The 25,336-nt window shown below is 70.0% G+C and carries 24 protein-coding genes and 1 pseudogene; 10 read left to right on the top strand and 15 right to left on the bottom strand.

What is annotated here, in order from left to right; genetic code table 11:
• Positions 1–381 precede the first annotated feature (381 nt).
• The 6 genes from J7I94_RS00670 to J7I94_RS00645 all read right to left on the bottom strand — a co-directional run bounded on the left by J7I94_RS00670 (position 382) and on the right by J7I94_RS00645 (position 6,708).
• Positions 382–825: a hypothetical protein gene (locus tag J7I94_RS00670; protein ID WP_215164437.1), complete on the bottom strand. Its 444-nt coding sequence runs from the start codon at positions 823–825 to the stop codon at positions 382–384.
• Positions 822–3,065, bottom strand: a complete 2,244-nt coding sequence (locus J7I94_RS00665; RefSeq protein ID WP_215164436.1) for a hypothetical protein — start codon at positions 3,063–3,065, stop codon at positions 822–824. The genes J7I94_RS00670 and J7I94_RS00665 overlap by 4 nt, the downstream gene beginning before the upstream one ends.
• Before the next feature lie 629 nt (positions 3,066–3,694).
• Complete coding sequence (locus J7I94_RS00660; protein ID WP_215164435.1) at positions 3,695–4,240, bottom strand: HAD domain-containing protein; 546 nt, start codon at positions 4,238–4,240, stop codon at positions 3,695–3,697.
• A 35-nt stretch (positions 4,241–4,275) separates the two neighbouring features.
• The gene (locus J7I94_RS00655) at positions 4,276–4,968 is read right to left on the bottom strand and encodes a bifunctional 2-polyprenyl-6-hydroxyphenol methylase/3-demethylubiquinol 3-O-methyltransferase UbiG (protein ID WP_215164434.1); all 693 of its coding nucleotides are present in this window, start codon (positions 4,966–4,968) and stop codon (positions 4,276–4,278) included.
• A 1-nt stretch (position 4,969) separates the two neighbouring features.
• Positions 4,970–5,881: a phosphotransferase family protein gene (locus J7I94_RS00650; RefSeq protein ID WP_215164433.1), complete on the bottom strand. Its 912-nt coding sequence runs from the start codon at positions 5,879–5,881 to the stop codon at positions 4,970–4,972.
• Between the two features lie 77 nt (positions 5,882–5,958).
• Complete coding sequence (locus J7I94_RS00645) at positions 5,959–6,708, bottom strand: hypothetical protein (protein ID WP_215164432.1); 750 nt, start codon at positions 6,706–6,708, stop codon at positions 5,959–5,961.
• A gap of 223 nt (positions 6,709–6,931) precedes the next feature.
• On the opposite strand from J7I94_RS00645, the gene J7I94_RS00640 reads away from it, so the two are divergent.
• Positions 6,932–8,287: a tetratricopeptide repeat protein gene (locus J7I94_RS00640; protein ID WP_215164431.1), complete on the top strand. Its 1,356-nt coding sequence runs from the start codon at positions 6,932–6,934 to the stop codon at positions 8,285–8,287.
• Position 8,288: 1 nt separating this feature from the next.
• On the top strand, positions 8,289–8,819 hold the full coding sequence (locus J7I94_RS00635; protein ID WP_215164430.1) for an NUDIX domain-containing protein: 531 nt from the start codon (positions 8,289–8,291) through the stop codon (positions 8,817–8,819).
• 44 nt (positions 8,820–8,863) lie between these two features.
• On the opposite strand, the gene J7I94_RS00630 is transcribed toward J7I94_RS00635, so the two are convergent.
• From J7I94_RS00630 to J7I94_RS00610, 5 genes are all read right to left on the bottom strand, one after another.
• On the bottom strand, positions 8,864–9,796 hold the full coding sequence (locus J7I94_RS00630; protein ID WP_215164429.1) for a hypothetical protein: 933 nt from the start codon (positions 9,794–9,796) through the stop codon (positions 8,864–8,866).
• A complete protein-coding gene (locus J7I94_RS00625) occupies positions 9,793–13,335 on the bottom strand; it encodes an ATP-binding protein (protein ID WP_215164428.1) in 3,543 nt (1,180 codons plus the stop codon). The genes J7I94_RS00630 and J7I94_RS00625 overlap by 4 nt, the downstream gene beginning before the upstream one ends.
• Positions 13,336–13,400: 65 nt before the next feature.
• Positions 13,401–13,973: a CPCC family cysteine-rich protein gene (locus J7I94_RS38055; RefSeq protein ID WP_308114466.1), complete on the bottom strand. Its 573-nt coding sequence runs from the start codon at positions 13,971–13,973 to the stop codon at positions 13,401–13,403.
• 327 nt (positions 13,974–14,300) lie between these two features.
• Positions 14,301–14,693 carry a DNA-binding protein gene (locus J7I94_RS00615; protein ID WP_215164427.1) on the bottom strand — a complete coding sequence of 131 codons (393 nt, stop codon included), beginning with the start codon at positions 14,691–14,693 and terminating at the stop codon, positions 14,301–14,303.
• Positions 14,693–14,944, bottom strand: coding sequence for a hypothetical protein (locus tag J7I94_RS00610; protein ID WP_215164426.1), 252 nt, complete (start codon positions 14,942–14,944; stop codon positions 14,693–14,695). Before J7I94_RS00610 ends, J7I94_RS00615 begins: the two co-directional genes overlap by 1 nt.
• A 336-nt stretch (positions 14,945–15,280) precedes the next feature.
• Here J7I94_RS00610 and J7I94_RS38050 point away from each other — a divergent pair.
• Positions 15,281–15,530 (top strand): annotated as a pseudogene (locus J7I94_RS38050) (ATP-dependent helicase); the annotation flags it as partial.
• A gap of 183 nt (positions 15,531–15,713) precedes the next feature.
• Here the strand turns inward: J7I94_RS38050 and J7I94_RS00605 are convergent.
• The 4 genes from J7I94_RS00605 to J7I94_RS00590 all read right to left on the bottom strand — a co-directional run bounded on the left by J7I94_RS00605 (position 15,714) and on the right by J7I94_RS00590 (position 17,569).
• On the bottom strand, positions 15,714–15,905 hold the full coding sequence (locus J7I94_RS00605; protein ID WP_215164440.1) for a hypothetical protein: 192 nt from the start codon (positions 15,903–15,905) through the stop codon (positions 15,714–15,716).
• A gap of 361 nt (positions 15,906–16,266) precedes the next feature.
• A complete protein-coding gene (locus tag J7I94_RS38045) occupies positions 16,267–16,530 on the bottom strand; it encodes a hypothetical protein (protein ID WP_251074449.1) in 264 nt (87 codons plus the stop codon).
• Positions 16,527–16,916: a CPCC family cysteine-rich protein gene (locus tag J7I94_RS00595; protein WP_308114465.1), complete on the bottom strand. Its 390-nt coding sequence runs from the start codon at positions 16,914–16,916 to the stop codon at positions 16,527–16,529. Before J7I94_RS00595 ends, J7I94_RS38045 begins: the two co-directional genes overlap by 4 nt.
• 77 nt (positions 16,917–16,993) lie before the next feature.
• Entirely contained in the window at positions 16,994–17,569 is a 576-nt protein-coding gene (locus tag J7I94_RS00590) for a hypothetical protein (protein WP_215164425.1), read from the bottom strand.
• 157 nt (positions 17,570–17,726) lie between these two features.
• On the opposite strand from J7I94_RS00590, the gene J7I94_RS00585 reads away from it, so the two are divergent.
• The 7 genes from J7I94_RS00585 (at position 17,727) to J7I94_RS00555 (ending at position 25,312) form a co-directional block, all read left to right on the top strand.
• Positions 17,727–18,308 carry a TetR/AcrR family transcriptional regulator gene (locus tag J7I94_RS00585; RefSeq protein WP_215164424.1) on the top strand — a complete coding sequence of 194 codons (582 nt, stop codon included), beginning with the start codon at positions 17,727–17,729 and terminating at the stop codon, positions 18,306–18,308.
• 183 nt (positions 18,309–18,491) lie between these two features.
• On the top strand, positions 18,492–19,604 hold the full coding sequence (locus tag J7I94_RS00580; RefSeq protein WP_374198339.1) for a DUF4190 domain-containing protein: 1,113 nt from the start codon (positions 18,492–18,494) through the stop codon (positions 19,602–19,604).
• Positions 19,605–19,764: 160 nt separating this feature from the next.
• Positions 19,765–20,517: a GntR family transcriptional regulator gene (locus J7I94_RS00575; RefSeq protein ID WP_215164423.1), complete on the top strand. Its 753-nt coding sequence runs from the start codon at positions 19,765–19,767 to the stop codon at positions 20,515–20,517.
• A gap of 385 nt (positions 20,518–20,902) precedes the next feature.
• Entirely contained in the window at positions 20,903–21,091 is a 189-nt protein-coding gene (locus tag J7I94_RS00570) for an SPOR domain-containing protein (RefSeq protein WP_215164422.1), read from the top strand.
• 171 nt (positions 21,092–21,262) lie between these two features.
• On the top strand, positions 21,263–21,682 hold the full coding sequence (locus J7I94_RS00565) for a (deoxy)nucleoside triphosphate pyrophosphohydrolase (RefSeq protein ID WP_215164421.1): 420 nt from the start codon (positions 21,263–21,265) through the stop codon (positions 21,680–21,682).
• 191 nt (positions 21,683–21,873) lie between these two features.
• Positions 21,874–22,281: an ATP-binding protein gene (locus J7I94_RS00560; RefSeq protein ID WP_215164420.1), complete on the top strand. Its 408-nt coding sequence runs from the start codon at positions 21,874–21,876 to the stop codon at positions 22,279–22,281.
• Positions 22,282–22,477: 196 nt separating this feature from the next.
• Positions 22,478–25,312 (top strand): SpoIIE family protein phosphatase, encoded by a 2,835-nt coding sequence (locus J7I94_RS00555; RefSeq protein ID WP_215164419.1) that lies wholly within the window; start codon positions 22,478–22,480, stop codon positions 25,310–25,312.
• Positions 25,313–25,336 lie beyond the last annotated feature (24 nt).

Genomic DNA, 25,336 nt, shown 5'->3' with positions numbered 1-25,336 from the left:
ACTGGCGCAGGACACTAGCGGAACGTCGTCCATGCCCGCCACGCCGCGCCCTCCGGCCACACCAGTGGACACGAGGCCCGAAGAGCACAGTCGGCACCGCTGACCCCGGTCAGATGCCCGGTCCAGCGATGCAGGCGGAGCACCACGTGTGTGGCCTGGGCCTTCTGCGGTGCTGCGCAGCGCCTTGGGGTCGGTTCCACGGCGGTCTGCTTCCAGGGCGATGGAGTCCAGGGCCGTGGCCCACCGGGGCCGGTACGTGGCCGACGCATCCTTCGGTGGCGCGAAATCCATGGAGTGCTCCTTCCGTCCGACTACTGCTCCCTGTACAACGAGCTGGCCCCCGTACCCAGTGCGGTACGGGGGCCAGCGTTGATGGTTGCGTTACGCCACGGGGCGTAGCCGGCTCTTGCGGGTCTGCGGGGATGCGGTCTGCTGCCGCACCCGGGTTTCCCATGCTTCGAGCTGGGGGCGCGGGACGCCGTGGTGGAGCGGGATAACCCACAGGTGGTGCCAGGTGGCACGGGTCTCGATTGGCTCGTTGTTGCGGTAGTGCTCGGCGGTGCGGTCTTTGACGGCAAGCAGGTCGGGGTACTTGGTGGTGCCGCGCTGGACGATGCCGGTGTACAGACAGCGTCGGTGCTCATCGAGAGCCACGTAGATCGCCGAGGACCATGGCGGCAGACGCCGGGTGGTGAAGGTGCCGTTACGTTCGCGCAGCGAGTATACGCAGGTGACGAGCTGTTCGGTGGCGACGGCCAGGCGCTGGCCGGGGATGGCCGCGACGCTGGCGGCGAGTTGGGCGCTGAGCGCCCATCCGGTGCTCACTCGTCGTCCTGGTCGGTCACGGCGTAGGGGTCGCCAACGACGGGCTTGGGAGCAACGGGGATCTCTTTGATCTCCCCTCCCAGTTTCCACAGCAGCTGCTGGATCGCCTCGCGCTGCGCCTCGTCATCGAAGCAAGGCGGGTTGGTACTCGTGGTGATCTTCTCGATGGTCCGCTCGACACGGTGGATGTCGGTCTGCAACGTGGCAATGGTGGCGGCGCTGCCTGTGCTCTTGGCGTTGTTCTTGGCAGCCTCGGCACGGGCGGCGTTCCGGCGGATCTCAATCTGATTGCGCCGCCTGCTGGGCAGGCCCGGTTCGGCGATCTCGAAGACGTGCCACTCCGAGGCGCGGTCGGCCATGCCGTAGGAGGTGGCGACCTTAGGAGTCCCGTCGAGGTCGGTCTTGATCTGGGGGACGATGAAGCCGCGGGAGTAGTCCTCGGGGAAGCCGGGGACCTGATCGACCCAGTTGGACAGGGCCTCGCCGAGGAGGAGCTGGCCAGCCGCCGTCTTGGTGAGCGCCGCAACGATGGTGGGGGGCTTGGCCCGGTATGGGGTCTTCTTGTCCACCGGACCCTCCGAAACCAGGTCCTCCTTAGAGCCACGGTCACGGTTCAGGGCGTCGGCCACGATCAAGGCGTCACCGCCCAGCACAGCCAGCTCGTCCAGGGCCTCGGTGTCACCGTTCTTGGCGCGCTCGCGCAACTGCGCGGTGAGCTGCTGGGCGGCCGTGCGATGGTCCAGGTGGAGCAGGTCATCCTGGAGGCAGGTCAGGGTGAACGCGGGTTCGCCGTTCTCCACACGGTGCCACATCGGGCTGGTAATGGCTCCGCCGTCGCCCCAGGTGTTCACCATCTGCGGGAAGACCTTCTTGTTGTCCGAGCGGAGGAAGCGGGTGGAGAAGATCGCCAGGATCTCCAGCAGCTTCTTGGGGAAGCTGTCGTCGTTGGGGTCAAGGGAGAGGTATTCGGCGATGGAGGTCCGGATGGACTGGCCGGCTTCCCCGGACAGCGCGGTGGCGAACAGCGCCGCCCGCGCGAAGGCGGGGTGGAAGGGGAGCTTGGTGGCGTTGGCGAACGCCTCGCCGTGCAGGCGTCCGGACAGGGCGTCGGACTTCTGCTGGGTGAGCAGGTTCTTGCGGACGGCCTCGGTCAGGGCGTCGGCAACGGCCTTCTCCTTGTCGCTGCCGCCGCCCCAGGACCTGGTACGCAGGTGGATCTGCGTCAGGTGCTCGGTGAACCACTGGGAGGCGTCGCAGGGCTCGCCCGTGCGGGAGAACGTTCCGAGCACCAGGTTGGTGGGGGCGAGGTGCGAGTGGAGAACGCGCATCTCGCTGGCGGTCCACGAACGGGTCGTTGCGGTGTGCAGCGCATGGTTGACGGTCTTGCGGGAAGAGGCGATGGCGTCGTGGGCGAACATCCGGCCCACGATCTTCTCGGCGTATTCGCGCGCCTCGGGAGCTTTGAGCGGCTTGCCGCTGATGTTCAGGATGTTCCGCCAGGCGGACACCAGGCGGGACTGGCCATCGATGCACACGACGATCAGCTCACTGGTGCCATCGTCGTAGTGCACGATCATGACCATGCACGTCAGCGGGTGCTGAGTGCCGGTTCGGGCTATGGAGTCGGACCAGTCGTAGTCCATGAGGTGGTGCTCGACGGTCTGGACCATCATGTCCCGCAGGCTCTGCTGCGTCGGCAGGTGGATCTCCAGTCGTCCGGGTGTCTGGCCCTCGATGGTGGGATCAGTGACGCTTCCCTTGGTGAAGGCGTGCTGCACCATGGCTAGGAACCGGGGATTGACCGGAAGTACCTTCACGCCGGCGATCTGGTGGAACGGGCTGTGCATGACCGCCGCGTAGCAGGTGTCGGTGCTGAGCTGTTTCAGCCGGCCGAGCCTGGACACCTTCCGCTTCGGGGCGTTCTTACGGCCACGCCCACGGGAGCTGAACAACTGTTCCGCCATCGTGTCGGGATGGGTGAGCTGGTCCAGGACTTCGGGGTGGGTGGCACCGGCCAGCAGCACCTGGACAGCGTCCTTGCCACAGGTCACCGACGGGTGGCCGCCTGCTGCCGTGGTCAGGTAGCTCATCTCGCTGGGAGCGGGGATCGGCTCCATGTCCATCAGGCCGGCGGCGATCGACGCTGTCTGCTCGGCTGTCAACTTGCCGACCACGCCCAGGGAGACATCGTCGTCATCGGTCTCGGCACCGGGCGGGAGAAAGGTAGCGGAGATGGTCACAGAAATGTGCCTTCTGTCGTGGGCGCTGCTCCGGTGATGTCCGGAAGTGCGCGGGCGGGAGTGTGGCCCTGGTGGGCCGCCGCTCGGGACAGGGGTGTCCCACGACAGTGCAGACTGCCCCGCACGTGGTGCGAGCAGCCAACCCGGTCGCGCAGTCACAAGGACGCACTGCTCTGATAAAGGCCCAGTGGACGGCCCGAAGGCTCGCTGTGCCGGCTCACCGCCATGAGGCGGACCCGCCGTACGGCGGAAGGCAGTTACGACTCGCTAGCGCTGAGCAGCCAGAGACGACTGTACCCAACTGAGATGACAGTCAGCACAGTTGATATGACGCAAGGGGTCGCGTCTCAACCGATCACGGAACGGGCGGGTGGAACAGGTTTCCGCCGGAGTGATCTTCCCGTTGCGCGCGCATAAAGACAGGGCCTCTCGGTAACTCGGGGATGCGAATCTGACCGAGCACTGCCGGGAGACTCTGGAGTCGTTGTTGCACGCATCCGAGTCCGTCCAGAGGCTCAAGATCGTTCACGAAACTCTGGGCAGAGCCTTTCCCAGATCCATCACAGGAGGGCAGAGCCCCTAGCGCACCCTGATGCCCTCGCTGCTCGTGGCAGCGAGGGCATCAGTCGTCAGGCGGCGCGGGCTGTGGGTGCCTGCGAGACCCACGTCGTGAGCTCGGTCAGGTGCCCGGGCTGCAGCCCGTCGTGTGGGTCGGGCTGCACGAGGAGGGTCGCCATTCCGCGGGCGGTGCGCTCCACCGCCCAGGTGTGGTCGAGGCCAGTGAAGTCGTCGTCGATCCACACAGCGGGGGTGTCGCCTAGCCAGGCGTCGACGTGGTCGCGCTTCCACAGGTAGCCGTTGGGGTGGCTGGTGGTGATCTGGGGACGCGGCAGGTCGACGTGCGGCAGGGCCGGGAGGCCGAGAAGGGGCCCGATGAGGGTGGTGGCGTCCTGGCGCCAGCTGGTGCACCAGACGGGGGTGACCAGGCCGGTTCGGATCACGTCCATGAGAAGGCGGCCGTGGTCGGGGTTGAGCCAGACGGTGACCGGGTTGTCGGCACTGCGGCCGGCGGGGACGACGTCGTGGCGGGCGTGGGTGGCCGGGGTCGAGCCGTCCGGGTGGGGGAAGGGTATGAGGACGCCGTCGACGTCGAGGAGCAGGTAGGGCGGGCGCATCGGTTCCTCCGGGGGGAAGCCGGGCGGGTGGCTGGTCAGAGCTTGCGGGCGCGGATCAGCAGGGTGGTCGGCCAGTGGCCCATGTGGGGGTCGTGGAACTCCTGGGCGGAGGTGAGCCAGAAACCCGCTCGACTGAGGTGCTTCTCCCAGCGGTCCGTGCAGAACTCCCACCGGGCGATGGGGAGCCGGGTGTGGTCGGGGAGGGTGACGTGGTCGCGGCGAGGTCGGTCGTCACCCGAGGGGCTTCGGCCGCCGCGCTGCGGGTGAGGGACGGAGAAGACGAGCACCCGGCCGGGCGTGAGGCGCTGAGCGATGGCCGGCAGGAGGAGCTCGGGGGCGACGAGGCCGATGGCTCCGAAAACGGAGTAGATCGCGTCGAACTGCTCGTCGGAGGCTTGCAGGTAGTGCAGTGCGTGGCCGGCTGCGAAGGTGAGGTTGTTCAGCCGTCCGTAGTGGGAGCGGGCGCGGCGGACTTGGAGGCCGACCAGGTCGATGCCGGTGACGTGGGCGCCGTGGCGGGTGGCGAGGTGGGCGGCGTTGTGTCCGGGGCCGCAGCCGAGTTCCAGGAGTCGCTTGCCGCGCAGGTCGGGGCCGAGAACGTCGGCGCCGGGCCCTTGGCCGGGTCTCGTGGTCCATTCCATCCGGGCAGGCACGGAAAGGGGTTCGGCGAGTCCGGCGGCGGTGCGCTGGAGGGCGTGGGCGTGCCAGGGGGATGCCTGGGCGAGCACGTCAGATCTCCAGGAGGTGGAAGACGTCGGTGAGGTGGCGGCGGACAACCTTGGTGTAGGCGGGGTCGGTGGCCGGGTCGTTGATCCAGCGGATGGACTGCGCCATGAACCACTCGACGGCCCACATGCGATGCCAGCCCAGGGCCCAGTTCTCGGCGGCGAGCCCGCCGCGTGGCGCGAGGGCGTCGGGGGTGCCGCCGGCGGTGACGTACTGCTCCAGGAAGACGCGCAGGCGTACGGGGTGCGGGGGCTCGATGGTGCCGTGCCAGCCGGCGAGGTCGAGCAGGCCGGGGCCGGTGAAGGCGCGGGCGAAGTCGAGCAGCCGCCAGCCGCGCTCGCCGATGTGGAGGCTGGTGGGGTGGAACTCGGAGTGGACCCAGCCGAACGGTTCCAGCGTCGCTCCGGCCGAGCGGGCCTCGGCGGCCTGGGCGATCCGGTCGAGCGCGTCCTCGACGTCGTCGGCGTCCTGCCACCGGTCGGCCTTGCGGAGCCGTTCGAGGTGCTCCAGTGCCCGGGCCGGGAGCGCGCGCAGCCGGTCCTGGTCGAGGACGGGCAAGGGCGGAGCCGTACGGGTTCCGTGCAGGACCACGGCCGCGGCGACGCCGTCGAGGTCGTCGGCCTCGCGGACGGATGGTCCGAGGTCGTCCATGAGCATGCCGAGCCAGCCGTCCAGGACGGCGGAGGCGTGGACCTGGGGGACGGGAACGCCGAGGGTGTGCGCCAGGCGGAGGGCCTGGTCCTCGCTGTCGAAGGGCTTCTTGGCGTACTTGAAGATGGCCGTGGTGCCGTCGGGGAAGGTCACGCGCTCGACGCCGGACATGGACCACACGCGCACCTCCTCCCGTACAGCGGTGGTCTGGCCGGTCGCGGTGAGCAGGTTGTCGAGGAGTTCGGCGCTGGGGTTTGTGGTCACGGGAGGGCTCCGGGGGACGGTGGCGTCCGGGGTGGGCGAGGGAAGCCGGCCCGCCCCGGAGCCTGATCGGGGGGTGGTTACGCGGCGGGGTTCACGCGGTGGGCGTAGACCTGCTCGATCCAGCCCGCCTTGAACGCGGCGAGGTCGTCGCGGAAGTTCGCCATCGAGGCACCGTAGGGCGCGACCACGCCGCCGGACTGGTCCGGCACGGACTGGCAGCCGTGCACGAGCCGGCCGCCGAGGGCGGCGTGGGCCTTGATGGACTCGATCCGGCGGTGCTCGTTGAACCAGCCGCCGTGGTAGACCTCGTCGAGCATCCCGCCCATCTCGTCGTCCAGGTCGAAGACGACGGAGGTGGCGGCGGGGAAGAACCAGCACGGGCCGACGTTGGAGATGTGCCCGTCCAGCTCGACCTTGTTGAGCGCCATGAGCGTGGCGGCCTCGCGGAGCATCCGCAGGTGGTCGGCGGTGATCTGCGGCAGGCCGAGGCCGACCAGGTGCTCCTCGCGGAAGAGGTACGTGTACACCTCGTACGCGGTGGCCACGACGCGGGCCGCGTCGGAGGTGGATTCGCTGTGTTGCTTGATGAAGTCGAGCGCGAGCTGCTCGACCGCGCTCTCGGTCGTCTCATCCACGTCCAGGAGCTGGGCCTTGACCAGCTCCCAGTCGGCGACGAGCCAGGAGTTGGACTCGAAGCGAAAGAAGTACTCCGCCGGGTCGATCGTGATGCGCCGGCCGTCGACCTGGATGCCGGGCAGGCGGCTCCAGCGCGGGTCGAACGCCTCGGGCAGCTCGACCGTGATGGCCGTGGTGTCGATGGTGGTCACCGTGTCTCCGTCTCTGATCGGCCAGGTTCGGGCATAGGAATGCCCGAGCCCGGTGTGGGCGTACGGAACTTCGGGGTGCCGCCCGGACCAAGGGGGAGCCTGGATCACGGTCGCGCCGTTCCGGGCGGCTGCTGATAAGTGAACCGGTGGTCACGCTCAGTGGGTACGGTGGAAGGCAGTTGAAGCGGTATACGCGGTTTACAGCTCCAGAACGGAGGCGATCGTGGCGGCGCAGAGAGAACCCAACTCCCGTCTGCGCGATGCCATCGACGCGGTCGGCTGCACCTACGAGGCCCTCGCCCGAGACGTGCGGCGCATCGCCGCCGAGAACGGCGAGATCCTCCAGACCAACAAGTCGGCCATCTCGCACTGGGTGAACGGGACCCGTGCTCCGTCGGGCCGGGTAGGTCAGTACCTGGCCGAGGCGTTGTCCCGCCGAGCGGGGCGCACGGTCACTCAAAGCGAGATTGCCCTCCAGGCTGGTGATGAAGAAGAGCCGGCGGAATCCGACCCTGTCCTCGCGGTCACCGACCTGGGCCGGGCCGACGTCGAGCGCCGCCGCTTCCTCGCCATCGCAGCCTTCACCACCGCCGGCGTCGCCATGCCGCTCGGCTACGACCACGAGGCCACCGCCCGCATGCTTCGCGCCCGTACTGGCACGTCCCTGGTCGGCACGGAGGACGTGGACGTCGTACGCCAGATCACCGCGGCTTTCAGCGCCGCTGACGAGCGCCTCGGCGGCGGGCACGGCCTGACCACCGTCACCGCGTACCTCGCCGACACCGCCGCCCCCATGCTGCGCGGACGCTTCCCCAGCGAAGCCTTACGCCGGGCCGCCTTCGGCGCCGTCGCCGAACTCGCCTACCTCGCAGGGTGGAAGCACCACGACCTCGGCCAGGAAGGCGCCGCCCAGCGCTACTACCAGGTCGGCTACAAGCTCGCCTGCGAAGCCGACCCTCACGGCCACGCAGCCTGGATGATGCGCGCCCTCGCCCACCAGGCCCTCAGCCTCAAACAGCCCCACCACTGCGTCGACCTCGTCGAAGGAGCCCTCCGCACGGGTCTCGGCCACGTCGACGGCCAGACCGAGGCTCTCCTCCACATCACGCACGCCCGCGCCTACGCCGCCGTGAACGAGAACCCCCAGGCCGCGTGCGCCCTGCTCGCCGCCGAGGACGCCCTCCTACGGGACGACGGTCCCCAGCCCAGCTACTCCCGTGTGAGCGGCCCGGCCGCCGGCACCGTGGCCAGCCACACCGCCCGCACCCTGACCGATCTCGCGGACCACATCGGTACCGAGCAGCAGCACCGCGACGCCCTCACCTGCTGGGACCCTGAGAAGTACAAGCGCGTCCACGCCCTCACCCACGCAGACCTCGGCGACAGCCTGGCCGCCCAGGCCCGCGCCGACGAGGCCGTCGCCGCCTGGACCCAGGCCCTGGTCCTGATGGAGGGCATGACGTCCGACCGCACCCGCAAGGCGATCACCTCGATCCGCTCCACCCTCGCGGTCTACCAGCGCCGCCGTGTTCCCGGTGCCGCCGATCTCGCCCGCCGCGCCCGCGAGGCCCTCGCCTAACATGCCCAACAACCCGTCCGACGAAGGGAACACCGTGGCCCAGCAGACCGACGATCAGCCGAAGGCCCTGAAGCCGGCGCTCGAATCCATGACCCTGCTGGTCGCCGCCGTCATCGTCCACGACAAGGCCACCAACCGCGTGGTCCTGCTCCAGCGCAGTGAGAACGCCAAGTTCGCCCAGGGCCTGTGGGACCTCCCCGTCGGCAAGAGCGAGCCGGGCGAGCCCATCACCGAAACCGCGGTCCGCGAGCTCTACGAGGAGACCGGCCTCACGGTGAAGCCCGAGTCCCTCAAGGTCGCCCACATCATCCACGGCGCCTGGGGCGTCGAGGCCCCCAACGGCTTCCTCACCGTCGTCTTCGTCGCCCACGAATGGACCGGCGAACCCGAAAACCGCGAACCCCGCAAGCACTCCCAGGTCCGGTGGGTCGGCGCTGGCGCAATCCCCGATGCCTTCGTGGACACCACAGCCAGCGCTCTCCGTCAGTACTTGTCTGGCGGATACCCCGTTTCTCTTAGCGGATGGGTCTGAGCCCTCATCCCGGCACAGAAGATGGGCGGCTTGCTTGGAGAGGCTCACATTGGAGTGAACAACCCCTTCCAGTGCCACGACAGGCGGCGCAGCAGCTCGTCGGTGGTGTCGTCCGGGTGGATCTCATGGAGCAGCTGAGCGAGCCGCAGTGCCTGAGCCACCTTCACCCCCGGTGGCAGACCGAGCGTGCGTATTACATCGGCCGCGCCCACGGCAAGTGATCTACCAGTGTCGGCGAGCAGGGCCCACTCGGCCATGAGCCGCATGGCACTCGTGAAATCAGCTTCGTGCGGCAGCTGGGAGATCGCCTTCTCCCAGCGGGCGCGGTACTGGTCGTGGATGACATTGAGCTGCCGGTCGTCGAGCCGTTCAAGCCCCAGATCGCCGGCAGCCTCCTGGAGGCTGCGCTGGTATCTCGGATAGTCCCGTCGCTCGAGAACCGAGCGCCACTGGTCGACAAGAGTGTCCCGATCGGCGCTCCGTTCCACCGACTTGGCGGTGTCGAAGACGAACTGAGTGTGCGCCTCATTCTGAGCGAGCAATCGTGCCAAACACTCGTGCCACTCGTCGGCAGCGTGCGGTACTGCCGATCCGCACGCTGCCTCGAACCACTCGACGCAGGTCTTCTCCGTCTTCTCGTCCTTGGGTCGACTTCGGTCGACGTGGTGGACGAGGAAGGTACGCAGCCGCCCCAGCACATGGACAAACTTCGCGTCGGGCACCGTGTGTCCCAGAGCCTTCGCCTGGGATTCCAGCCAGCCGTGGCTCACCGACCATGCTTCCTTGTACCACGCACTCGTCCAGACGGTTGTGGCGAAGAACGCAGTCTGTGGATGAGAGAAGTCCGGCGGCGGGAGGCTGACGTCCATGCCTGCTTGCCGTTCGAGGAGACGGCGGGTCAGCCGGTCCAGATCCATGTGCAACCGGGTCATCCGGTTCCAGGCGGCCTCCGGCGCAACGGCAGGTGGCGTCGTCACTGGACCCCCCTCGTCTCGTGGTGACTCTCCCCGGCGGGACCGAGAAGCGTAGGGCCGCGCCGTTCTCCGGGCTCCCGTGGGGGCTCAAGCCAGGGGCCACGCATGTTGAACACCACGTAGGCGTCGAACGTTCGGCCGACGATCGCCTGGTCCGCACCGAAGTTGACCGGGTCGAAGGGAAACTCCCGCTGGTAGTCCTCGACCCAGCAGCGACCGCTACGGGAGTCCGAGTCCACCCGTAGCACCCGGGCGCGGAACACTCTGGGCATGCCGTCCTCGGAACTCGCCACGTAGACGTTGATGACCCGCCTGCGGTCGCGCTGTTCGAAGGACAGGCGGTCCAACTCGCGGAAGGCGTCCAGTGCGTGTTCGACCCTGCCCATGTGGAACAAGGCCAGCGCCCGCATGAACATTACGCGTAGTGAGTTCACCACGTCGTGCATCGTCGCCAGTTCGGTGAGATCGAGGCATTCCTGCCAGGCTGCGCTGTCCAGAGGCAGCGTCTGACGCTCGCCAGACATGAACCGCTCGCCCGTCCGCGCGAACCACTGCAGATCAACCGCGAGACGGATGCACCTCTCGTCCTGGAGCCGGTCCGGCCGCTCGCGGAGATGCTTCAACGCCCGCCGGGCACCCCCCTGCTGGGGGTTCTTCTGTAGGAAGCCGCTCACCTTGAGGGCGTAGAAAAAGGCGGCCAGTGGCTCGTCGTACGCTTCGAGCTTCTTGAGCTGCTGTTCGGCCAGCACCGTGTCCCCGGCCAGGGTCGCAATCTCCTCGAACTTGCTGTGATAGCGGGCCGCCTGGCGTGGGTCGAGCGTGTCCGGGTCGATCGCCGTCAGCATCGACAGGCAGTTCCCGAGCAGGGTGGCGGAGGCTTCGTCGGACAGGACGCCAGCCTTGAGCGTGTTCAGGCACACCCAGCACAGGACGTCGACCGGGTAGTAGTTGGTCCCCTCACAGGACAGCGCGGACTGCACGCTTCGCTGAATGACTTGTAGTTTGTCGGTGATGTACGCCTCGGAGGGCGGGGAAGAGGGCAGCTGGCCGTCCGAGTTCGAGTGTAGAAGTTCGTACAGCTGCGAGCCTCGCACACTGGCCTGCTCGACGTAGAGGTTGAGTCTGATCTGCGGTCTCAGGCCCACGTCCTCCGCCGAGCGGAGAACCTCGTCGACGGCTTCCTGAGCCGCCTCCAGAGCGGCCATGCGCATGTCGGGGTCGGTACCCTCTCGGCGCTGGTCCCGGACCGCCCACTCCCGGCGCAGATTGACTTCCTTGTGTGTGAGTCTGGCGTGGACCACCGGGTCGGCCACGCGCATGCACAGTTCCGCGATGGAGTCGGCGAATTCGAGGTAGTGCGCCCCGTAGAGGCGCTGGTCGCGGTCGCCCTGCGGTCCGATGCGGGTCAGTAGTTCAAGGGCGAAGTCGATCTCGGGGCCGCCGCCCCGTGCCCGTGCGTCGGGGCGTACGAGTTCGAGGACCTCGGCGATCTGGGATGCCTCCCGCCCCTTTCCCGAGCCCCTTGCCTGCGTCAGCAGCCGGGCCTCCAGCTGGTTGCGGCCGCCGAGGGTGTAGTTGCCCACCTCGTCCTCGTCCCAGCGGATGATGTCTATGCCGCTGAGCAGGTCGGGGAGGTTGCGTACACCGTCCCGGCCGATGGTCCGCAGGGCCAACTCAAGGGGTATGCGCAGACCGTGACTGTGAATCAGCAAAACTAGGCCCAGTAGCCGTTCGTATGGGTCGTTCTCCGCGGAGGCCAGGGTGTCGCCGTTGTGGTCCAGAACCACCTCCAGACCGTGCAGCAGTCCGGCTCTTTCGAGTGCGTCCGCCATGGCGCTGTTCGCCCGGAAGTCCATACGCGTGCGCGCGGCCGTGTTGAGCAGATGTTCCGACCGGCGCAGCTCCAGGGCCAGCCCGCTGGACAGCGAGCCGTGCACCTCGGGCAACAGTCGGTACAGCGCCGCGAGAAACGACCCGTCGCGCGATACGGCCTGCTCGTCGCCGGGCTTGAGCCGGACGTCAAAATCTCCCAGGTAGCGCAGGAAGCGCTGCAGCTCCTTGCCAGCGAGTGTCGCGGGAGCCTTGATGAAGTCCCGCCCGGGTACGTAACGGGAGTTGGCTGGCGAGGACTTCCCAGAGGGCCGCTGTCTGCGCTTGTAGGGGCCGGCGAAGAGGTCCGCGTCCCAGTAGCAGCTGCCCACGACGACGACCTTCCGACCACGGCTGCGCAGATAGTCGAAGAGCCTTCGATACTCCTGCGGCTCGATCATGCCGTCCCAGACGATCAGCGTGTTACCGCCCGTCTGTTCCTCGGCCCAGAGACAGAAGTCGTCGAGTGCCTCATACTCAGGTCGGGTCGAGCGCCTGGGGATGTGCAGTACGACGCGTCGTCCGCTGCGTGCCGTCTGGAAGGCCAGCCGGGCCAGCGCGACGCTCTTGCCCGTGCCGGACTGCCCGACGACCATGAGCGGGCCCCTCTGCTCCCGGGCGCCGGCGGACTGCTCCACGAGGTCCGAAAGAGCCTGCTCGAAGGACCGCTCGAACGACAACCCCCGGGCATGGGCCCACCACGCCGGTGAGCCGTCGCTCGTGCCGAGGAACTCCCGAAACTTCTGATATCGGCGCTCGGACGATTCGGCGGGCGGATCGTCGAGTAGGTCGACGTCCATGGGACGGGCGTGCGGCAGGATGCGCTGCCAACGGCTCCGGTCCATCGTCAGGAGCCGGTCACCTACGCGCAGGGCCCGGGTGAGTGCCGTCGCCGGACGTTCCTCGCTCAGTCGGCCCGTACTGCGGGCCTCGACCACGACCGATGCGAAGGATTCCCGGTGTGGGACGAGAACCTGAAGATCGATGGCCTCCTGGATGTGGTCGTCCGCTAGGATTTCGTCGGTGGCCGAGAACAGGTGCACCTGGCCCGGCACGGCGTCGCAGATCTGTGCGTACAGCGTTTCGGGGGTGAGCCAGTCGTCGAGACCCCAGCCCTCGATCACCAGAAGCCCTCTGGGGGTGAGAGCGTCGGACACCACACGGCCGAGCGCCTCGGCCGCGATCGCCCGGCGGCGGGTCAGCTCGGGTCTGGTCGCGGGAGGCTGGTCGTCGGCGGGCTGGTCCACTCCGCCGAAGAGCATGAGCGCCTGGACGTCGAAGGCATTGCGCGAGACCCGGGTCCGATCGCGCTGTGGGACGATCTGCTGAATGGTTCGCCACTCACGCTGCAGGCCCGCTCGCCACGCCGGGTCCACGGCCGAGGAGAGTACCCCATTCCAAGGGAACTCCAGGGTGGTCCGCACAGGGGGTGGTAGCACCAGCGCACGCCCGGCCTCGGTCAGCGCCTTGGCCGCAGCCTGACGCTGACCTGGGGCGAGACCGAGCACCGCCTGGTAAACACTCTGCTGAGGCCCATTGACCCCCAGAGCCCTGACCAGTGGACCAGCCAGGGGGTCGGAGCCGGTCTCGATCGACAGGTAGCGTTGGCCGAGCAGCAGGAAACACGGCCCACGGTCCAAGCGTTCGAGCAGAGCCTGATTTCCCACGTGCATGACGTCTCCAAGACTGTGCAGGTGTGCTGCTGGACGCAGTCGCAGCGTGCAGCGGTAATTCTGCCTTAGAGTAGGAAAGTTGAGGGGCAGAGTCGAAGACCTCGATGGCGGTCAGCTGCGCGAAGCCGTCGAGTGCGGACAGCCCGTCGACGAGGGCGGGGATGGCGTCGGAGCCGGTGGCGATCAGTTCCGCGCGGGCGTCGTACGACGGGCCGGTCGAGTCGTCGAGCTGCTGGACGAGTCTCTCGATGCGGGTGGTCAGGGTGGTCCCGGCGCCAGAAGGTGGGGAGCCACCAGCAGAGCACCGAGTGGTCGTCGGGCCACGGAGCCCGGTCCCCGACGCCCCATTCCTCGAAGGAGTCGCGCGTCGGGTCGATGGGGCGCCAGGCGGGGTCGAGCGGCTCGTCCTCGACCGGAGGACGGACGTACTGCCGGCCGTGCTGGTCGCAGGCGCCGAAGTCCTGGTAGTTGCGCTGGGCCTCGAACAGGGAGACCTTGTTGGCCCCGCTGGCCATGGTCGGCCAGCGGAACTGGATCCCGTCGTCCTCCCAGAAGCAGACGGGGCAGATCTCGTACGAGCCGGGCACCACGCCCAGCACGCGGTGCCCACAACACGGGCAGGGGTAGGAGTCGCTCACCTGCGCAGTCTCCTAATAGGCCCCGCCTGTGTGCCATGGATTTCTCTGCCACGGCACCCCCGGCCAGTCCGCAGCCAGTCCGCAGGACACCCGTAAACGGCCGTCGGCAGCCAACGCATGCCAACCAAGACATCCCAGGTCAGAGCCCGGAAGAGGGCTCCGCCGCAGGTCAGGATCAGATCCCAGACATTCCGCTTCAACGTGTGACGTTTCGTCGAGAACTGTGTCCGACGCGCTTGTTGGTGGGTCGGGCACAAGTCTTTGTCCGCAGGGAGGCCTCGCCCTCTCGATGAGGGGCAGTGACGGGCCTGTCGGCGTCAGACCGCCTCAAACCTTGACGACCTCGACGGAAGTGCCGCACAGGAGTGTCAGATCCTCGGGGTCGGACGTGAGGACCGTGACCGGCCGGGGTGTGTTGCGGGCGATGACGGCGAAGGCGGCATCGATGGCGTGCTTGTGGCCGTGGAGGTGATCGGCGCGCAGAAGCGCGGCGGCCTGGTCGGTGATCTCCTTGGTGACGTCGTGAACGTCGACGCGGGAGAGGATCCACTTGATACGCGCCGGGTGGATGCGCTCGTAGTCGGCCTCCAGCGTGGTCATGGCGCTGGTGGCGACGCGGATGCCCTCTTCCGAGGCCGCTTGGACCAAGGCCACGACGGTACGGTCCTTGAGGTAGAGCTTCGAGAGGCCTTCGCTGTCGAGCAGGAGGGTGCCGGGCATCAGGCGGCGGCCCCGCCGGGCTGCCGGTGGTCGTGCCGCAGCAGCGCCCGGGCGGCCTCGACCTCGTCGCGGGCGAGAGCTTCGTTGTCGGTCTCGAAGTCGGCGACGATCTCCCGGAGCTTGTCCATGGCGACCCGCTGTTCGAGTGCCTCAGCGACGTAGGCGGAGAAGCTGCCGGGGCCGACATGGGCGCGTACGGCCTCGGCGAGGTCCTCGGGCAAGCTGATGGAGTACTTCTTGCTACCGCTCATGCTATTGAGCCTACCGGCGGTCGTAATGCTTCGGTGGTGAAAATCTCATGCAGGCCCGACCGATCTGTGCCGACTCCTCCCATGTCCCGAAGTTCGGAAAAACGGCCTCTGACCTGCAGAAGCCCTGGTCATAGGCATCCGTCCGGTGGGACCTCGGCATCCTGTCCGGACTGGACGAACACCTTGTCCACGGCCGGATCGGGCGGTGAGAGGACGCGGGGACTGCGAGAGGGGGGTGCAACGCGCGGGGTGTAGTGAGCTGGACACGGTTGCGAGGGGAGCGTGACTGTACGAGGCGGCGCGGGCAGTGGCCGGTGACCGTGGAGGGGTCGAGGCGGTGCGGGCGGCGTCAGAGCCGTCTCCCACTTCAAGAAAGTGTTGGGCGTGGTGAAGGCGGCGCTCGCTGTACGTCCCACTGTCGGCCTCAATACGCAGGCTGCCTCCGCCGTGATCATCTGCGAACCACAGATCAAGCCGACCATCGAACACCAGGCAGCGGCCAGGGCCCGCCGCATGGGCCGGGTCAGGCCGGTGCACGTGCATCGCCTTCTCGCCACCGGGAGGAGCGGATGAACACATGGTGAGAAGACCCGTCTGTTCGATCTCCTCGGACCTCCGTCTTCGCATTGCCGTTTCTCGCGACTGTGCGCAAGGGGCCTGGGGGCGAACTCGGTGATGGGCTTGCATGAGTCCCGAGACAGGAAGGGCTCCCCTTCCCTGCCGCGGCGTGCAGGGAAGGGGAGCCTCGGAGAGTCGACCGTCTACCGGATCACATGCCGTTCTCCTCGTCCTCGTCCCAAGGACTGGGTTCGGCGGTCCGGCGCGGGCTGTGCGACGGGTCCCAGAAGTGGGGAGACGGAGTGTCGTCCTCGCTCGTCTCCCATCGATCCTGGCGCCGGTCCCCGATGTTCGCGCTGCCCTCCGCCGTCCTCGGCGCGAACGGACTCGCAGCGGGAGCCACGTCCGGGTCGGTGAACGGCGGGCCTTCCGGGGCCGGGGAGCGAGACGGCCAGGCCGGTGTCGGAGACGCCGTACGTGCGGCCGGTGTCCACGCGCCAGAACTGGGAGTAGAGGATCACCTGGGTGTGGTCGGCGAGGTCGTTGATGATCGCGGTGAAGTGGGCCGTGGGCCCACCAGGGGCATCATCTGCGGCGGTGGCCCGCAGGCGCGCGGTGAGTGGGGGAGACAGGGCTACGGGCGTCGAGTTCGGTCAGCGTCCAGCGGATGCCGACAGACTCGGTCCAATCCGGTGGGGTCGCCCGTTCCAGGCATGTGCGGTAGGCGCGGCGCAGGGGCTCGATGGCGCCGTCGATCTCCAGGCTCACCAGGGCCATGGCCGCCCATTCGCGGACGGTCGGGTTGTCGCTGTCCAGCAGGCCGATGAGAGCGGGACCGCAACGGGATCGCCCACCTCCTCGAAGACCTCGATGGCGGTCAGTTGACCGAAGGCACCGAGGGAGGGAAGCCCGTCGATGACGGCGGGGACGACGTCGGAGCTGATCCGGATCAGCTCCGCGCGGGCGTCGTAGGACTCGCCGGCTTCGCCGTCGAGCTGCTGGACGAGTCGCTCGATGCGGGAGGTCATGGCATCGGGCGGTCGCGACGCCAAAAGGTGGGGAGCCACCAGCAGAGCGCCGAGCTGTCTTCGGGCCAGGGGGCACGGTCCTCGGCGTCCCAGGCCTCGAAGGAGTCGCGCGTCAGGTCGATGGGGCGCCAGGCGGGGTCGAGCGGCTCGTCGGCGGACGGAGGGCGGACGTACCGTCGGCCGTGCTGGTCGCAGGCGCCGAAGTCCTGGTAGTTGCGCTGGGCGTCGACCGGGGAGACCTGGTTCGCTCCGCCGGACACGGTCGGCCAGCGGAACTGGACCCGGTCGTCCTCCCAGAAGCAGACGGGGCAGATTCCGTGAGAGCCGGGCATGGCGTCGAGCACACGGTGCCCGCAGCAGGGACAGGGGCAGAGGTCGTTGCTCACTCGCGCAGTCTCGTCGCGGGGCCGGCCGGTGCGCCACGGATTTCTCCGCCTCTCCAGTTCGGTCAGCTCGGCCGGCGTCAGACATCGCCGTCGGCGCGCCTCAGGCGGAGGGCGGAGGCGAGGAAGAAGACGCCGCCGAGGAAGGCGTAACCGGCCAGGCTGCTCAGGCCGGCGCCGTCCTTGCCCGCCTGTGCGAAGAAGGACGCGCCGGCGAGGGTGGAGATGGCGCCGCCGGCGATCATCGGCCACTGGCCGCCCAGCCGGCGGCGGGTGGCGCCGACGGCGAGCTGGACGAGCCCCGCCGTCACGGCCCAGACGCCCCAGACGCGCAGGACCGCCGGGATGCCGGACGTGGCGGCGACGGCGAGGCCGATGCCGGTGAGGGTGCTGAGCGCGATGTTGACGTACAGGCCGCGGACGGGACCGTCGTTCGCGCGGGCGGACCGGACGTCGACGACGGCGCACGCCACGTCGAACAGGGGATAGAGCACCAGCAGCGGCACGCTCAGCGGGCCCAGGGCGTCGGCGGTCGCGAACAGCAGGGCGGCCCAGACGGCGGCGAACGCGAAGCGCAGGAGGTACAGCTTCCGCAGTGTTGAGGAGACGTCGGTGGCGGGGGTGACGGCGGTGGTGGTGCCGAGGCGGGAGTTCATCGGGTGCCTTTCAGTGACAGGGAAGTGGCGCGGGACGGGACGGCTCCCAACGTACGGCGAGAGGGAGAACGTTCGGTCTCTTTTCTCACTCAAGAGGACTCCGCGACCCCTGTCAAGACCGAACGTTCTCCCTCCTCGGTTTGGTAGCCTCGGAGCCATGCGGCAGGGCACAGAAGGCGGCAGCACGTCCGAGGCGCGGGCCCGGCTGCTCGGTACGGCGACGAGGGTCTTCTACGCGGAGGGCATCCACTCCGTCGGCGTCGACCGGATCATCGCGGAGGCGCAGGTGACCCGGGCGACGCTGTACCGGCACTTCGCGGGCAAGGAGGACCTCGTCCTCGCCTACCTCGACCAGGCCGACCGGGGAATCCGGGCGCAGGTGGACGCCGCGCGGGCGGGCGGCGGGTCGGCGGAGGACCGGATCCGGGCCGTCAGCCGTTCGATCGCCGAAGGCATCCGGTCCCCCGGCTTCCGCGGCTGCGCCTTCCTCAACGCGGTGGCCGAGTACCCCGACCCCGCCCACCCGATCCACCAGGCCGTACTGGCCCATCGGGCCTGGTTCCTGGACACGGTCACGGAACTGCTGGCGGAGAACGGCCACCGGCCCGCCGACGCGGCCGGCCGGCACCTCGTCATGCTCCGGGACGGCGCCATGGCGGCCGGCTGCCTCTTCGATCCGGAGCTGGTCTGCGAGACCTTCCTGCAAGGAGTGGAAGGGCTGTTGCGGGCTTCGCGGTGACGCCGCCGCTCCCGCTCCGGTTCCCGCTCCGCTCCGGAGGGGCCCGTTCCGCCGCCCTCACCAGGGAAACGACTCCGCGTGCTCGCCGCCGGGCGCTTACGATGCGCCCAGCCGTACGGCAGGCAGCGGTACGGCATGTCCGCGGACGCCTGCGCGCCGCCGTCCGAGTCAGGAGCACGGTACGTGTCCATACCGCCGCCGCCCCACCCGCACCCGGCCTGGGGCCGGCCCTACGCGCCGCCCCGCCCGGCGCCCGTCAACGGGATCGCCATCTCCGCCCTCGTGCTCGGCCTGCTGTGCTTCCTGCCGGCCGTCGGGCTGGTGCTGGGGCTGATCGCGCTCAGTCAGATCAGGCGGCGGGGCGAGCGCGGCACGGGGTTCGCGGTGGCCGGTGCGGTGGTGTCCTCGGTGGGGCTGGTGCTGTGGGCGGTGGCGCTCACCACGGGCGGGGCGTCCGCCTTCTGGCAGGGCTTCAGGGAGGCGGCGAGCGGCGAGGGCACCGCGTACTCCCTCGACACCGGCCAGTGCTTCGACACCCCCGACGGCTCGCTGGGCGGCGTGACGTACGACATCGACGAGGTGCCCTGCGCCGGTGCGCACGACGGTGAGGTGTTCGCCGTCTTCGACCTGGCCGAGGGGCCCTTCCCGGGGGACGACTCGGTCACGCGCACGGCTGACGACAAGTGCTACGCGCTGCGCACCGGTTACGCCATGGACGCCTGGGCCGTGCCCGCGAACGTCGACATCTACTACCTCACGCCGACCCGGCAGAGCTGGCGGGCGGGTGACCGGGAGGTGACCTGTCTGTTCGGTGGCGCGGAGGAGGGCGACGTCCTGACCGGCTCCCTGCGCAACGACGAGACGACGCTCGACGCCGACCAGGTCACCTTCCTGAAGGCGGCCGAACTCCTCGACGAGGCACTGCAGTCCGAGCCCGCGACCGCGTACATCGAGGACGACCTGCCGGCTCACCGGGAGTGGGCGGGCCGGATGGAGAGCGCGCTCGGCGAACAGAGCCGGCGGCTGCGCGGGCACACCTGGCCGGCCGGCGCCGAGCGGCCGGTCGCCGGCCTGGCCGAGGACCTGGACGCGGCCCGCGAGGAATGGGCCGAAGCCGCGAAGGCCTCCGACGCGGACACCTTCTACGAGCACTACGACACCGGGTACGACCTGATCGTCCCCTCCGCCTCGGTCGCCGCGCGCGAGGCCCTGGGGCTGGCCACCACGCCGCCGGCGTACCAGGAGGGCGACGCGGGGGAGGGGACGGACGGGGACGACCCCGGCTTCGAGGTGTGAGACCAGGAGGGGGACGGGCGAGGCCCCCGGGAAACTCCTGGGCAAAACCCGTCGCCGCCGTATGTCATCACATCGAGTGATTCTCTGGCCTTTGCTTGCCTGGTACAACCTACGGTTGCCACGCTGTTGCTGTCTGTACAACCTGATGGGAGAGCGGCCAGTGACATTCGGTGAGCAGCCGGCGTATCTGCGTGTCGCGGGGGATCTGCGCAAGAAGATCGTCGACGGCCTGCTGCCGCCCCACACCCGCCTGCCCTCCCAGGCCAGGATCCGCGAGGAGTACGGCGTCTCGGACACCGTCGCGCTGGAGGCCCGCAAGGTCCTCATGGCCGAGGGCCTGGTCGAGGGCCGCTCCGGCTCGGGGACGTATGTGCGCGAGCGTCCGGTGCCCCGGCGCATCGCCCGTTCCGGTTACCGGCCGGCCGGCGGGGCCACGCCCTACCGGCAGGAGCAGGCCGACGCCGAGGTGCGCGGCACCTGGGAGTCCAGCAGCGAGCAGACCGAGGCGGGCGTCGGCGTCGCCGATCGGCTCGGCATCAAGCCCGGCGAGCGCGTGATGCGCACCAAGTACGTCTTCCGCGAGGGTGGCGACGCGGTGATGCTCTCCACCTCCTGGGAGCCGCTCGCCGTCACCGGCCGCACGCCCGTGATGCTGCCCGAGGAGGGTCCCCTCGGCGGGATGGGCGTCGTCGAGCGCATGGCCGCCATCGACATCGTCGTGGACAACGTCACCGAGGAGGTCGGCGCCCGCCCCGGCCTCGCGGAGGAACTGCTCACCCTGGGCGGGGTCCCCGGCCATGTCGTCCTGGTCGTCCAGCGCACGTTCTACGCCTCCGGCCTCGCGGTCGAGACGGCCGACGTGGTGGTCCTGGCGGACCGGTTCCGGGTGGCGTACCACCTGCCGGTGAAGTAGCCCCGTTCCGAGGGCGGACGTACGGGACGTACGGCGTCCAGGGCGCCGGTGTGAGATGGCGCACGCCGCCCGCGCCTCTCGCGCCCCTTCGAGGCGTGCCGTCCCTGCCTCGCTGAGGCCCGCCGCTCCCGGCGGCGACGGGGCGATCCGGCCGTTCCCGCAGGTGGGCCCGACGGGCCCGGCGGACACCCCGATCCGATACGCCGACGCCCGGCCGGGGCGCGTTCGGCGCTGCACGCCCCCGCGTCCTGGCCGGTCGCATACCTCTTTGTAAAAAGCCGTATTCGGTGCGTGAAGGTAGGGCGTAAGGTCGGGCATATGCGGACTGCGGTTTCCTTGGCGGGTGGGGTGCGGCACAGCCATGGGCGCGAAGTGGAGGGGCGCGATGAATGACGGCACGGTCACTCTCCCCTGGCTTGTCGTGCGGCAGGACGACAACGGCCATCGCTACCGGGTGGGCAGGTACGCGACCCGGGCCGAGGCCCAGAAGATCGCGGACAGCCTCGGGGGCCGCGGCGCCCAGCAGATGTACTGGGTCGAGCGGATCGGACAGAACGGCACCGCGGCCGACTGACGGCCGCCGGTTGACGACGGCTGACCGGCGAGGGCCGGCCGACGGGGCCCACGATGCCGACCGGCCGAGCGCCGAGGTGCCGGTGGGTCACGCCCGGTGACGCCGGCCGGGCGTGGCCCCGCGTCGCCGGTCGCGCACGGGGGCCGCGTGCCCTCCCGTAGGCTCCGGCGCATGACGGAACGGATCGTGGTCGGGGCCGCCCTGTTCGACGGCGGGCGCCTGCTCGCCGCGCGCCGCAGCGCGCCGGCCGGACTCGCCGGACGGTGGGAGCTGCCCGGCGGCAAGGTGGAGGAGGGCGAGACGCCCGAGGCCGCGCTCGTGCGGGAACTGCGCGAGGAACTCGGTGTGGACGTCCGGACCGGTGACCGGGTTCCGGGACGGTGGCCGCTGAGATCCCCGTACGTCCTGGAGGTATGGACCGCGCACCTGCTCCCCGGCTCCGCCGCCCCCGAGCCGCTCCAGGACCACGACGAACTGCGCTGGCTGACATCCGCCGAGATCTGGGACGTGCCCTGGCTCGACCAGGACGTGCCGGCCGTCCGCCGGGTGCTCGCCCACCTCGGGACGCCGGGGGAGTCCGGCGCGGCGTGATCCGGCGCGCACCCTCTCGCGTACTCCTCGTGTGACCCGGTGGGCGCCCCCTGTGCGATCCGGGGCGTGCCCCCTACGCCGTCCGTGCCACAGTGCGCCCCTTCGGGCGGTACTCGACGCGGCAAATCGGGTATGGGCCCACTAACCTCACGAAAACGGACGGACGTGAGTGGGTCTCCAGTGGCCGGGGAGTGAGCGGAGTGATCGGCACCGAAGGCGACTGCGCCGAGTGGGTCTTCCCCGCGGAACCGGACGCCGTCGGCGCCGCCCGCTCCCTGGTGCGCGGCCGGCTGAGCGACTGGGGCCTCGACGGCGTCGGCGACATCACCGTCCTGCTCGTCAGCGAACTGGTCACCAACGCCCTGCGGCACGCCACCGGCCCCATCGGAGTCCGGCTGGTGGCGCCCGACGGGCCGGACGGCGTACTGCGCGTGGAGGTCTCCGACCCGCTCCCCGACCTGCCCCACGAGCGGCCCGTCCGGCCCGAGGACGAGAGCGGCCGGGGCCTGCACATGGTCGCCACCGCCGCCCGCCGCTGGGGAACGCGGCCGGGGGCGGCGGGCAAGACGGTGTGGTTCGAACTCGCCCCGACCGGGTGAGCGCCCGTCACGCTCCGTATCGGTGCGCCCGTGACACCCACCGTTGCCGAAGTACGTGGTTCGATGACGTGTCCGCTGGTTAGAAGACTGGAAGTGTTGTCACGGTCCGGTCCGGAAAGCACAGGGACCGTGCTGTGATCGTGAACACCGTGTTGTGCGGCGCCGTAGTGCTGGATACTGCGGACAGCCGCCCCCGGTGACCGGTGCCGGACGCGGTGAGCTGGAGGGGACGGTTCGCGTGAGCGAGATACCAGCGAGGGCCACGGGGTCCAAGGCGCCCAAGGTGTCCAAGGCGCCCGAGGAACCCATGGTGTCCGAGGGGTCCAAGGAGACCGAGGGCGCGCCGGACGGCGTGCGGCCCGGCGCCGCGGGCGAGGCCGTGGCGCCCGCGGGACAGGTGTCCGCGGGACAGGTGTCCGCGGGCCGGGTGTCCGCGGGCCGGGACGAGACCCTGCCCGGCGACACCATGTGGCAGAGCAGTCCGCCCGGCTCCATCTACGACTACATCAAGGTCGCCTCCTTCTCCATCGGGCCCGACGGGCTGGTGGACCAGTGGAGTCTGCGCGCCGAGCAGCTCTTCGGCATCCCCGCGCAACGGGCCCTCGGCACCGACCCCATCGACGTCTTCATCGACCCCGACCTGCGCGAGCGCGGCCAGCGCAAGATGGCCGAGATCCTCGACGGACGCGAGTGGACCGGCGTCGTCCCCTTCCGGGTCCCGCACGGCGAGGGCGGGGAGTGCGGCAAGCGCGGTCTCGCCGAGGTCTACGTCATGCCGACCCGGACCCGGGACGGCGAGAAGGCCGCCGTCTGCATCGTCGTCGACGTCCGCACCCTGCGCAGCATCGAGACCGACCTCGCCGCCTCGCAGTCCATTTTCGGCCAATCTCCGTTCGGATTCCTGCTGATCGACCCCGAACTGAAGGTGCGCCGGGCCAACCAGCGGTTCGCCTCCGTCTTCGGCGGCACCCCCGAGGACCACCGCGGCCGGGGCGTCCACGACTACCTGCCGCGCGGCGAGGGCGACCGGGTCACCGCGACCCTGCGCCGGGTGCTGGAGACCGGCGAGTCCATCACCGACATGCACGTCACCGGCTTCCGGCCGGGCTCCGACGAGCGCCGCCACTGGTCGGTCAACCTGTACCGGGTGCACAGCGGTTCGGGCCGCCCCATCGGGGTCGCCTGGCTCGGCACGGACATCACCGCCCGCCGCGCCGCCGCCCGCGAGGCCGCCGCCGCCCGGCGCAACCTCGCCCTCCTCAACGACGCCGGCGCCCGCATCGGCACCTCCCTCGACCTGGAGACCACCGCCCGCGAACTCCTCGACGTCGTCGTCCCCGGCTTCTGCGACCTGGCCACCGTCGACCTCTACCAGGGCCTGCTGACCGGCGACGAGACACCGCCCGGCCTCGCCGACGGCAGCGCCGAACTGCGCCGCGTCGCCTACGCCAGCGCCGTCGCCGACGTGCCCTTCCTCGGCACCGGGACGCGTGTCCAGGTCGGCGCCGTCCACCACTACCCCTTCACCTCGCCCTGCGCCGACGCCCTGCGCACCGGCCGCCCGCGCACCGTCCCGGCCGAGGAGGGCGGCCTGGTGCAGTCCACGCTCGCCGTGCCGATGGTCGCCCACGACACGGTGGTGGGCCTCGCGCAGTTCGCCCGGACCAAGGGCAGCGAGCCGTTCGGCGACCGCGACCGCGGGCTCGCCGTGGAACTGGCCGCCCGCGCCGCCGTCTGCATCGACAACGCCCGCCTCTACCGCCGCGAGCACGAGCGGGCGCTGATACTCCAGCGGTCCCTGCTGCCGCCCGGCGACCCGGAGGCGTCCGGCCTCGACATCGCCTGCCGCTACCTGCCCGGCAACGCGGCCACCGGCCGGCCCAGCGAGGTCGGCGGCGACTGGTTCGACGTCATCGAACTCCCCGGGCACCGCACCGCGCTGGTCGTCGGCGACGTCATGGGCCGCGGGCTGCGGGCCGCCGTCGCGATGGGCGAACTGCGCACCGCCGTACGGACGCTGGCCCAGCTCGACCTCGAACCGGCCGAGGTCCTCGCCCAGTTGGACGAGATTGCCCGGGGTCTCGGCGCCCCCGGCGGCCCCTCGCAGGCGTTCGCGGGCGGTGTCCGGCAGGCCACCCGGTCCGCCCGCCGGCCCCGCGAGGCCGACCTCTCCGAGGTGTACCTCGCGACCTGCGTCTACGCCGTCTACGACTCCGTCACCCGGCGCTGCACCTTCGCCAACGCCGGGCACCTGCCGCCCGTCCTGGTCGAGCCGGGCGAGCCCGCCCTGATGCTGGACGTACCGCCCGGGCTGCCGCTCGGCGTCGGCGGGGAGCCCTTCGAGGAGGTGGAGGTCGAACTCCCCGAGGGCGCCCTGCTCGCGCTCTACACCGACGGACTCGTCGAGAGCCGCGACCACCCGCTGGACGAAGGGCTCCAGGCGTTCGTCGGCGCGCTGACCGGCCCGGCCCGCCCCTCGGCCGCGCCGCCCCGCGCCAACACCCACCGGGACCTGGAGGACGTCTGCGACCACGTCCTGCACACCCTCGACTCGCACCACGGCGAGGACGACATCGCGCTGCTCATGGCCCGGGTGCAGGGGCTGCCCGCAGAGTCCGTCGGCGACTGGGCGCTGCCGCGCGAGCCGCGCAGCGTGGGCCGGGCCCGGGAGTACGCCCGCGCCCAGCTGACCGAGTGGGACCTGGAACCGCTCGTCGACACCACGGAACTGCTGGTGAGCGAACTGGTCACCAACGCCCTGCGGTACGGCGAGGGCGAGATCAGGCTCCGCCTCCTGCTCGACCGCACCCTGGTCTGCGAGGTCTGGGACTCGGGCCTGGTCCAGCCGCGCCGCCGCCGCGCCCGCGACACCGACGAGGGCGGCCGGGGCCTGCAACTGGTCGGGCTGCTCAGCGCCGCGTGGGGGTCACGGCGTACGCCGCGCGGCAAGACGGTGTGGTTCGAACTCCCGCTGCCGGGCGGCGACTCCGGCCTGCCGGACCCGGCGGAGGCGTTGCTCAGCCTGTTCTGAGCCGGTGCCGGTCCCGCCGGGGCC

This window comes from Streptomyces sp. ISL-12, assembly GCF_018614415.1.
Lineage (GTDB): Bacteria > Actinomycetota > Actinomycetes > Streptomycetales > Streptomycetaceae > Streptomyces.
This window is presented reverse-complemented; position numbering and strand designations above follow the sequence as displayed.

Coding starts and splice junctions, on each gene's coding strand:
- J7I94_RS00660 (WP_215164435.1), bottom strand. CDS start 4,240: ATGCGCCCGCCCTACCTGCTCCTCGACGTCGACGGCGTCCTCATACCC.
- J7I94_RS00635 (WP_215164430.1), top strand. CDS start 8,289: ATGCCCAACAACCCGTCCGACGAAGGGAACACCGTGGCCCAGCAGACC.
- J7I94_RS00625 (WP_215164428.1), bottom strand. CDS start 13,335: ATGCACGTGGGAAATCAGGCTCTGCTCGAACGCTTGGACCGTGGGCCG.
- J7I94_RS00615 (WP_215164427.1), bottom strand. CDS start 14,693: ATGCCCGGCACCCTCCTGCTCGACAGCGAAGGCCTCTCGAAGCTCTAC.
- J7I94_RS00610 (WP_215164426.1), bottom strand. CDS start 14,944: ATGAGCGGTAGCAAGAAGTACTCCATCAGCTTGCCCGAGGACCTCGCC.
- J7I94_RS38045 (WP_251074449.1), bottom strand. CDS start 16,530: ATGACCTCCCGCATCGAGCGACTCGTCCAGCAGCTCGACGGCGAAGCC.
- J7I94_RS00590 (WP_215164425.1), bottom strand. CDS start 17,569: ATGAACTCCCGCCTCGGCACCACCACCGCCGTCACCCCCGCCACCGAC.
- J7I94_RS00585 (WP_215164424.1), top strand. CDS start 17,727: ATGCGGCAGGGCACAGAAGGCGGCAGCACGTCCGAGGCGCGGGCCCGG.
- J7I94_RS00570 (WP_215164422.1), top strand. CDS start 20,903: ATGAATGACGGCACGGTCACTCTCCCCTGGCTTGTCGTGCGGCAGGAC.
- J7I94_RS00565 (WP_215164421.1), top strand. CDS start 21,263: ATGACGGAACGGATCGTGGTCGGGGCCGCCCTGTTCGACGGCGGGCGC.